The organism is Mycobacterium sp. E2989, assembly GCF_001667595.1.
GTDB lineage: Bacteria > Actinomycetota > Actinomycetes > Mycobacteriales > Mycobacteriaceae > Mycobacterium.
On record NZ_LZJX01000072.1, the window covers coordinates 96,767 to 105,405 of the forward strand.

Sequence of the window (8,639 nt, forward strand, 5' to 3'; positions counted from 1 at the left end):
GCTTTCCGGCTAATCGACACGGCTGCCGCGCTGCACTTGGGGCCGCGGCGTCCGCAACCGCCGCATCTGCGACGCCCGGCTGGCGGCGTACAACCCCAGCTTCCACCGGCTTTCGGTGTTGTCCGGGAACTTGGCGTCCACCAGCTTGCTCACCTTGCGGCCCAGCAGCAGCCCGTCGGCCATCATCACGGCCATCAGCAGCAGCATCGCCGGGGAGACGTAGAGCTGCAGCTGCGGCGTGGTGAACATGGCGAACATCAAAAACAGCGTCGCCGGCATGAACAGGCCCAGCAGGTTGCGCCGGGAGTCCACCACGTCGCGCGCGTAACGCCGCACCGGGCCCTGGTCGCGCGGCAGCAGGTACGCCTCCTCGCCGGCCATCATGCGCTCCCGGCGCTCCGACATCCGGGCGCGGTTGGCCGCCCGCTCGGCCTTCTGCTCCTCGCGGCTGAGCTTGGGGCCCGACAGCGACTTGCGGCGCGCCCGCGCCTCGGCCGCGGTCATCGGTGCCGGGGCAACCGGGCCCTTGCGCCGCGTCTGGTCGCGCTTGGGGGTGGGCCGGCCCTTGGGGCTCGTCCCGCGCGACCCGCGCGCCGTCGTCTCGGGGGCACCTTCGGCGTCGAGCGCCGCCGCGCCCCCGCCGAGGTCCTCGTCTTGGCCTTTCTTACGGCCCATCAACTTCACAGGAGCCAGGTTACTTCGCTGCTGGGCCGCCCCGGAATTGGCTTGGAGTGCCTTGCTATTAGACCTGCGTCAGCACGTCTTTTGGCCCTACTCTTACACGTGATGAACGGCTGCCGCTGATGGACGACGGGTCGATGGCCTCGGATGACGGTGCCTTGGGCCTCGCTCCCGGCCGTCTGCAGCTGCCGGCCATGCTCGTCTTGGTCGCCCCCGATTGCTACGGCGACAGCATGACGGCGGTGGAGGCCTCGGCGGCCATCGCGACCGGGTGGACCCGGTCCCGCCCGGGCGACCGGTTCATCGTCGCCCCGCAGTCCGACGGCGGCCCGGGGTTCGTCGAGGTGCTCGCCAGCCGGCTGGGCAAGGCGCGCCGGCTGCGGGTGTCCGGCCCGCTGTCCACGATGGTCGAGGCCAAGTGGGTGTTCGACCCCGCCACGACGACGGCCTACCTGGAGTGCGCACAGGCGTGCGGCCTGACCCTGCTGGGCGGTCCGCCCACCCCCGAGACCGCGATGGCGGCCCACAGCAGGGGAGTGGGACAGCTGATCGCCGAGGCGCTGCGGGCGGGGGCGACGCGGATCGTGGTCGGGCTGGGCGGCAGCGCGTGCACCGACGGCGGGCAAGGCATGATCGCCGAGCTCGGCGGGCTGGATTCGGCCCGCCGCCAGCTGGCCAACGTGGAGCTCATCGCCGCCTCCGACACCGAATATCCGCTGCTGGGGCCGTGGGGGGCGGCCCGGGTGTTCGGTCCGCAGAAGGGCGCGGACACCGTCACGGTCGCGGCCCTGGAGGTCCGGCTCCAGGCGTGGGCGCTGATCCTGGAAGCGGTGGCCGGCCGCGACGTGAGTTCCGAACCGGGCGCGGCGGCGGCCGGCGGCATCGGCGCCGGGCTGCTGGCACTCGGCGGCCGGTGCGAGTCGGGCGCGGCGATCATCGCCCATCACACCCGGTTGGCCGACGACCTGGACGTCGCGGAGCTCATCGTGACCGGCGAGGGCCGGTTCGACGAGCAGTCGCTGCACGGCAAGGTGGTGGGCTATCTCGCCGACGCGGCCCGGCCGCGGGGGGTGCCGGTCATCGTGCTGGCCGGACAGGTCGGCCTGGACAACGCCACGGTGCGCTCGGCGGGCATCATGTCCGCCCTGTCCATCGCCGATCACGCCGGATCGGTGCGGCTGGCCCAGGCCGACGCGGCCAATCAGCTCATGGGTTTGGCCTCGGTGGTTGCGGCGCGACTCGGGAATAGCGGTCCTGCAAGGTACCGTTGAGCTAGTGGACTTTCTCGGGCCCAGCCTGAAGACCCAGCCAACGAGAGGCATGTAGGAGAAGCAATGACGGTGCAAAACGAGTCGAACGCCAAGACGCACGGCGTGATCCTGACCGAGGCCGCCGCCACCAAGGCCAAGTCCCTGCTCGACCAGGAGGGGCGGGACGACCTGGCGTTGCGTATCGCGGTCCAGCCGGGCGGGTGCGCGGGCCTGCGCTACAACCTCTTCTTCGACGACCGGACGCTGGACGGCGACCTGACCGCCGACTTCGGCGGGGTGAAGTTGACGGTGGACCGGATGAGCGCGCCCTACGTGGAGGGCGCGTCCATCGACTTCGTCGACACCATCGAGAAGCAGGGCTTCACGATCGACAACCCCAACGCCACCGGTTCGTGCGCCTGCGGCGACTCGTTCAACTGACCGGCTAGCGGCTCGTACTCAGTACGAGCCGCCGGTGCGCAGCACGTACGAGCACACCATGATCTGGCCCCGCTGAAACAGCAGCTGGGCGATGCCCTGCAACTCACCGCGCAGCGGGCCCCCGGTCGCGGGCGCCGCCCGCATCGTGAACAGCGCCTGGGCCTGGTACTGCGACAGGTAGACGATCTTGTCGATCGAGGTCACCTCGACCTGGGAGAACTGCTTGCGGAAGGCGTCGCTGCTCAGCTTGGCCAACGCCTGGTCGGACCGCTTGTCGCGGACGGCGTCGTACATGCCGCACAGCGCGTTGCGCTCGATCTCCTCGATGTCGCGGTGGTCGAGCGCGTCGAGGTAACCCTGGATCGCGGTCTTGGCCGCGCCCTCGGAGAACGACGTGCCGGTGTTGGCCCCGTTGGTGCGCACGCCGTAGACGATCGCCACGGTCAGGGCGGCCGCGAGCGCGATGGCCAGCAGCAGGCCGATGATCAGCCGCCGCTTGGACCGTCGCGGCGGGTAGGGCATCGGCGGCGGTGGCTGCCCGGCATAATTGGCGGGCGGCGGACCGCCGGGGCGGGGGTCATCGGGGAATTCGAGCGGCTGTGATTCGGCCGGGGATTCAGGCCCGCTGGGTCCGCTTCCGCCGACGCTGTGGTTCGGCGAGTGCGGACCTGCCATCGTGGTCTCCTACGGTGGTAGTCGGGACTTGTCAGCGGGGCTGGGTGCGGGATACCCCGACCGGGCATCGTTTCCCGCGACGCGAGCGAGTTCCCTAGGGAGGCTAGCGCACCGCTTCGCGCCGACCGTGGACACAGCGACGGTCCGAACGCGTGCGTAAGCTAGATAACCTTGCTAACGAAGGGCGGAGATATTCGTGACGATCGCGGTGACAGGTTCGATTGCGACCGACAACTTGATGCGGTTCCCCGGCAAATTTTCCGAGCACCTGCTGGCCGAGCATCTGCAGAAGGTATCCCTCAGTTTCCTCGTCGACGACCTGGTGATCCACCGCGGCGGCGTGGCGGGCAACATCGCGTACGCCATCGGCGTGCTGGGCGGTGAGGTGGCGCTGGTCGGCGCGGCCGGCGACGACTTCGACGACTACCGGCAGTGGCTGCAGTCGCACAACGTCAACTGCGACAACGTGCTCATCTCGAAGACGGCGCACACCGCGCGTTTCACCTGCACCACCGACGAGGACATGGCCCAGATCGCGTCGTTCTACCCCGGCGCCATGTCGGAGGCCCGCAACATCAAGCTCGCCGACGTGGTGTCCTCCATCGGCGAGCCGGACCTGGTGATCATCGGCGCCAACGACCCGGACGCGATGGTGGTGCACACCGAGGAGTGCCGCAAGCTCGGGCTGCCCTTCGCGGCCGACCCCTCCCAGCAGCTGCCCCGGCTGTCCGGCGACGAGATCGACAAGCTCGTCGACGGCGCCGCCTACCTGTTCACCAACGACTACGAGTGGGAACTGCTGCTCAACAAGACCGGCTGGTCGGAGGCCGACGTGCAGGGCAAGGTCGGCCTGCGGGTGACCACGCTGGGCCCCAAGGGCGTCGACATCGTCGAACCCGACGGCACGACGACGCACGTCGACGTGGTGCCCGAAACGAGCCAGACCGACCCCACCGGCGTCGGCGACGCCTTCCGCGCCGGGTTCCTCACCGGCCGCAGCGCCGGCCTGAGCCTGGAGCGCTCGGCGCAGCTGGGCTCGCTGGTCGCGGTGCTGGTGCTGGAATCCACCGGAACGCAGAACTGGGACTGGAACCGCGAGACCGCGGTGAGCCGGCTGGCCGGCGCATACGGCGACGACGCGGCCAACGAGATCGCCGCCGTACTCGCCTGACGGCGCCGCGGGTCGAGTGTGCGCCCGCGGCTTCGCGCGTGCGCTGAGGGCGCGAAATTTGAGAAATCTCCGCCCAGCGCACGCGCGAAGCCCTCATCGCACACTCGGCTTGAAGCCGACGGCGTCAGAGCTGGACGGGGTAGACCGGCTCGCTGATCTGCGGCACCACGCTGTGCTCGACGAAGATCGCGTGCCAGAGCATGAAGATCAGCAGCGTCCACAGCCGGCGGCTGTGGTCGCTGACGCCGTTGCGGTGCTCGTCGAGCATCCGCCGCACCGCGGCCAGGTCGACGAGGTGACCGGCCTGTGACGACGCCACCATCCCGTTGGCCCAGTCCAGCAGTTCGCCGGCGCGCAACCAGTGCCGGATCGGCACCGGGAACCCCAGCTTGGGCCGGTGCAGCACGTGCGCGGGAACGATCGGCTCCAGCGCCCGCCGCAGCGCGTACTTGGTGGTGGTGCGGGTGATCTTGGCCTCGACCGGCAGCCGCGAGGCGACGGCGAACACCTCGGGGTCCAGGAACGGCACCCGCAGCTCCAGCGAGTTGGCCATCGTCATCTTGTCGGCCTTGACCAGGATGTCGCCGCGCAGCCAGGTGAACAGGTCGACGTGTTGCATCCGGGCCACCGGGTCCCAGCCGACCGACTCGGCGTACACCGAGGCGGTGACGTCGGTGTGGGTCCAGTCCTCCCGGAAGCCGGGCAGCGCTTCCCGCAGCTGGGCGTCGGAGAAGCTGCGGGCGTTGCCGTAGTAGCGCTCCTCGAGCGTGAGCGAGCCGCGGTGCAGCAGGCTCTTGCCCCGCATCCCCTCGGGCAGCGGCCTGGACACCTTGCCCATCGACCGTCGCAACGGCCGCGGCAGGTAGTCGAATGGCTTGAGCGACAACGGTTCCCGATAGATTGTGTAGCCGCCGAACAACTCGTCGGCGCCCTCCCCGGACAGCACCACCTTGACGTGCTTGCGGGCCTCGCGGGCGACGAAGAACAGCGGCACCAGCGCGGGGTCGGCCACCGGTTCGTCGAGGTACCACACGATCTCGGGCAGGGCGGCCACGAACTCGTCCGGGTGCACCACCTTGGCGATATGGCGGGCGCCGATCGCCTCGGCCGAGGCCACCGCTACGTCGATCTCGGAGAACCCCTCGCGCTCGAAACCGGTGGTGAATGTGATCAGCTTGGGGTTGTGCCGGATGGCCAGCGCCGCGATGGCGGTGGAGTCGATGCCCCCGGACAGGAACGCCCCGACCGTGACGTCGGCGCGCATGTGTTTGGCCACCGAATCCTCGAGCACCGCGGTGATCTCGTCGTAGCGGGCCTGCTCGGTGTCGCGGGTGATCGGTGTGGCGGCGAAGCGGGGCACGAAGTAGCGGGTGATCTCGGGCGGCCGCCCGGGCCGGATCCGCGCGTAACAGCCCGATTCCAGCCGGCGCACCCCGCGGTGCAAGGTCTCGGGCTCGGGCACGTATTGCAGCACGGTGTAATGCTGGACGGCCCGCTCGTCGATGCGGGTGTCGAATCCGCCCAACTCGGCCAGGTCCAGCAGGCATTTCTTCTCGCTGGCCACCGCCGTGCCGCCGGCGCCGGTCGCCATGAAGAGCGGCTTGATGCCGAAAGGGTCTCGCGCACAGAACAATTCGAGCGTCGCGGTGTCCCACAGGGCGAAGGCGAACATGCCGCGCAACCGGGTGAGCACCCCGGCACCCCAATAGTGGTAGCCGGCGACGATGGCCTCGCCGTCGCCGTCGGTGGCGAAAACCGCGCCGTGCGCGTCGGAAAGCTCGGCGCGCAGCTCAAGGTAGTTGTAGATCTCCCCGTTGAACACCAGCACGTAGCGGTCGGGCGCCTCCGGCGGGCCCCAGCGCAGCGGCTGGTGCGAATGCGCGATGTCGATGATGGACAGCCGGTTGAAGCCGAAAACGACAGAGCCGTCCGCGCCGGGGTCGGTCCACGTGCCCGGCTCGTCGGGGCCGCGGTGGCGCATCAGGTGCGACGCGCGCGCGATCGCGTCGTCGGCCCGGGCGGCAGAGTCGGCACCGGCACTGTCCGGGGCAGCGACAAACGCCAGCAGACCACACACGGCGCCCCAGTATGCCGCACTTTGGACGCGCCCGTGGCGGACGCACCCGCGCCCCGCTCGGCGGCGTGGTCTACGCTGCGTAGTATTCGATATCCGAGCAGGAGGCGCCAACGTGACACCTCGCGAGCAGGCCCGTTCGCAACGTGCGTCGCAGGGCAGTTTTCGGGGCCTTTTTCGCAGCCGTTCCGGGGGCGTTGGTAAGGGCCTGCCCCGCCGCCTGCGGCCGCTGGCGCTGGCCGGCACCTTCGCCGTATTGGCGGTGACCCTGAGCGGATGCAGCTGGTCGGATGTGCTGGGCCTGGGCTGGCCGAAGGGCATCACCCCGCAGGCCCAGATCAACCGCGAGCTGTGGGTCGGAGCGACGATCGCCTCGCTGGTCGTGGGCGTGATCGTGTGGGGCCTGATCTTCTGGGCGTCCGCGTTCCACCGCAAGAAGGCCACCGACACCGAGCTGCCGCGCCAGTTCGGCTACAACATGCCGCTGGAGCTGGTGCTGACGGTGACGCCGTTCCTGATCATCTCGGTGCTGTTCTACTTCACCGTGGTCGTGCAGGAGAAGATGCTGCACGTCGACAAGGACCCCGAGGTCGTGGTCGACGTCACGGCCTTCCAATGGAACTGGAAGTTCGGCTACCAGCGGGTCGACTTCAAGGACGGCACACTGACCTACGACGGTGTCGATCAGGCGCGCAAAAACGCGATGGTGTCCAAGCCCGAGGGCAAGGACGCCCACGGCGAGGAGCTCGTCGGCCCGGTGCGCGGGCTGAACACCTCGGACCGGACCTACCTGAACTTCGACAAGGTCGAGATCCTGGGCACCAGCGACGAAATCCCGGTGCTGGTGCTGCCCACGGGCAAGCGCATCCAGTTCCGGTTGGCCTCCGCGGACGTGATCCACACCTTCTGGGTGCCGGAGTTCCTGTTCAAGCGCGACGTGATTCCCAACGCCGAGGCGAACAACTCCGTCAACGTCTTCCAGGTCGACGACATCCAGAAGCCGGGCGCCTTCGTCGGCCACTGCGCGGAGTTCTGTGGCACCTACCACTCGATGATGAACTTCGAGGTGCGGGTGGTGCCGCCCAACGACTTCAAGGCTTACCTGCAGCAGCGGATGGACGGGAAGAGCAACGCCCAGGCGTTGCAGGCGATCGGCCAGGCGCCGCTCGCGGTGACCACCCACCCGTTCGACACCCGTCGTGGCCAGTTGGCCGGAAGCCAGCAGTAGGTTAGGACACCAAATGCATATTGAAGCCAGGCTTTTCGAATTCGTCGCCGGGTTTTTCATTTTGGTTGCGGTGCTTTATGGCGTGCTGACCGCGCTTTTCGCCACCGGCGGCGAGGAGTGGGCGGGCACCACCGCGCTGGCGTTGACCGGCGGGCTCGCGTTGATCGTCGCCACCTTCTTCCGGTTCGTGGCGCGCCGCATCGACACGCGGCCCGAGGATTACGAGGGCGCCGAAATCAGCGACGGAGCAGGTGAATTGGGCTTCTTCAGCCCGCACAGCTGGTGGCCGATCCTGATCGCGCTGTCCGGCTCGGTGACCGCGGTGGGCATCGCGTTGTGGCTGCCGTGGCTGATCACCGCGGGGGTGATGTTCATCCTCGCTTCGGTCGCCGGATTGGTCTTCGAGTATTACGTCGGCCCCGAGAAGCACTGATTCGCCGGCATTAAGGTCACAATCAGATCACGTGCTCTGTGGCGGGTTCGCCAGGACTTCTTTGCCCCTGTCCGTTCGGTAATGTTTTGCCCAGGCAAATGAGAATTTCCCATGCGCGCGCAACCAGATAGCCGTGGTGCCTTGCGCGCTGGTGAGGCAGTTGGACAGGGCAGGAAACGATGAGCGGGCCGAAACCCCCGGAATGGGAACCTGAGGAACCCGATTCCGTGAACGAGGCTCCCCACGAACCGGATCCGGGTGCCGAGCCGGCGGACGTCGCCGAACCCGGTCCCGACGACGAGCTCGAACCCTTGGACGAAGCGGCCGAGCCCGCGGCCGACCAGACGGGCCAGACCGACGCCTATTCGCGGGCCTATTCGGCCCCGGAGTCGGAGCATTTCATCAGCGGCCCGTACCTGCCGGCGGATCTGCGGCTCTACGACTACGACGCCTTCGACGAGTCGGTCGACGACGAGGACACCCACGGCGCACCCCGCTGGCCGTGGGTGGTCGGGGTCGCCGCCATCGTGGCCGCCATCGCGCTCGTGGTGTCGGTGTCGCTGCTGTTCGCGCCCACCTACACCACCAAGCTGGCCAACCCCAACACCACGACCACCGTCCCGTCGACCCCGCCGCTGCAGGACGAGATAACGACCACCAAACCACCAGCGCCGCCCCCATGGCCC

General features: G+C 68.8%; 8 protein-coding genes and 1 pseudogene. 6 read left to right on the forward strand and 3 right to left on the reverse strand.

What is annotated here, in order from left to right; all coding sequences use genetic code 11:
- Nucleotides 1-9 precede the first annotated feature (9 nt).
- Nucleotides 10-684 carry a DUF3043 domain-containing protein gene (locus A5680_RS13370; protein ID WP_055401037.1) on the reverse strand — a complete coding sequence of 225 codons (675 nt, stop codon included), beginning with the start codon at nt 682-684 and terminating at the stop codon, nt 10-12.
- A 191-nt stretch (nt 685-875) separates the two neighbouring features.
- Here A5680_RS13370 and A5680_RS13375 point away from each other — a divergent pair, with 191 nt between their 5' ends.
- Both A5680_RS13375 and A5680_RS13380 read left to right on the forward strand, forming a co-directional pair.
- Nucleotides 876-1,952 (forward strand): glycerate kinase, encoded by a 1,077-nt coding sequence (locus A5680_RS13375; RefSeq protein ID WP_067820054.1) that lies wholly within the window; start codon nt 876-878, stop codon nt 1,950-1,952.
- Nucleotides 1,953-2,015: 63 nt separating this feature from the next.
- Complete coding sequence (locus tag A5680_RS13380; protein ID WP_055401035.1) at nt 2,016-2,372, forward strand: iron-sulfur cluster assembly accessory protein; 357 nt, start codon at nt 2,016-2,018, stop codon at nt 2,370-2,372.
- Between the two features lie 18 nt (nt 2,373-2,390).
- Here the strand turns inward: A5680_RS13380 and A5680_RS13385 are convergent, their stop codons facing one another.
- Entirely contained in the window at nt 2,391-3,047 is a 657-nt protein-coding gene (locus tag A5680_RS13385) for a hypothetical protein (RefSeq protein WP_055401033.1), read from the reverse strand.
- Between the two features lie 196 nt (nt 3,048-3,243).
- On the opposite strand from A5680_RS13385, the gene A5680_RS13390 reads away from it, so the two are divergent.
- Nucleotides 3,244-4,218 (forward strand): carbohydrate kinase family protein, encoded by a 975-nt coding sequence (locus tag A5680_RS13390; RefSeq protein ID WP_055401031.1) that lies wholly within the window; start codon nt 3,244-3,246, stop codon nt 4,216-4,218.
- A gap of 124 nt (nt 4,219-4,342) precedes the next feature.
- Here the strand turns inward: A5680_RS13390 and asnB are convergent, their stop codons facing one another.
- Nucleotides 4,343-6,295, reverse strand: coding sequence for an asparagine synthase (glutamine-hydrolyzing) (asnB, locus tag A5680_RS13395; protein ID WP_067820032.1), 1,953 nt, complete (start codon nt 6,293-6,295; stop codon nt 4,343-4,345).
- A 112-nt stretch (nt 6,296-6,407) separates the two neighbouring features.
- Between asnB and A5680_RS13400 the strand changes: the two genes are divergently transcribed.
- The 3 genes and pseudogenes from A5680_RS13400 to A5680_RS13410 all read left to right on the forward strand — a co-directional run.
- Complete coding sequence (locus A5680_RS13400; protein WP_156675098.1) at nt 6,408-7,520, forward strand: cytochrome c oxidase subunit II; 1,113 nt, start codon at nt 6,408-6,410, stop codon at nt 7,518-7,520.
- Nucleotides 7,521-7,533: 13 nt separating this feature from the next.
- Nucleotides 7,534-7,953, forward strand: a complete 420-nt coding sequence (locus tag A5680_RS13405; RefSeq protein WP_055401027.1) for a cytochrome c oxidase subunit 4 — start codon at nt 7,534-7,536, stop codon at nt 7,951-7,953.
- A gap of 179 nt (nt 7,954-8,132) precedes the next feature.
- Nucleotides 8,133-8,639: pseudogene (locus A5680_RS13410) on the forward strand (hypothetical protein); the annotation flags it as partial.

Excerpts from the sequence above, each read along its gene's own strand:
- A5680_RS13385 (WP_055401033.1), bottom strand. The coding sequence starts at position 3,047 with ATGGCAGGTCCGCACTCGCCGAACCACAGCGTCGGCGGAAGCGGACCC.
- A5680_RS13375 (WP_067820054.1), top strand. The coding sequence starts at position 876 with ATGCTCGTCTTGGTCGCCCCCGATTGCTACGGCGACAGCATGACGGCG.
- A5680_RS13405 (WP_055401027.1), top strand. The coding sequence starts at position 7,534 with ATGCATATTGAAGCCAGGCTTTTCGAATTCGTCGCCGGGTTTTTCATT.
- A5680_RS13380 (WP_055401035.1), top strand. The coding sequence starts at position 2,016 with ATGACGGTGCAAAACGAGTCGAACGCCAAGACGCACGGCGTGATCCTG.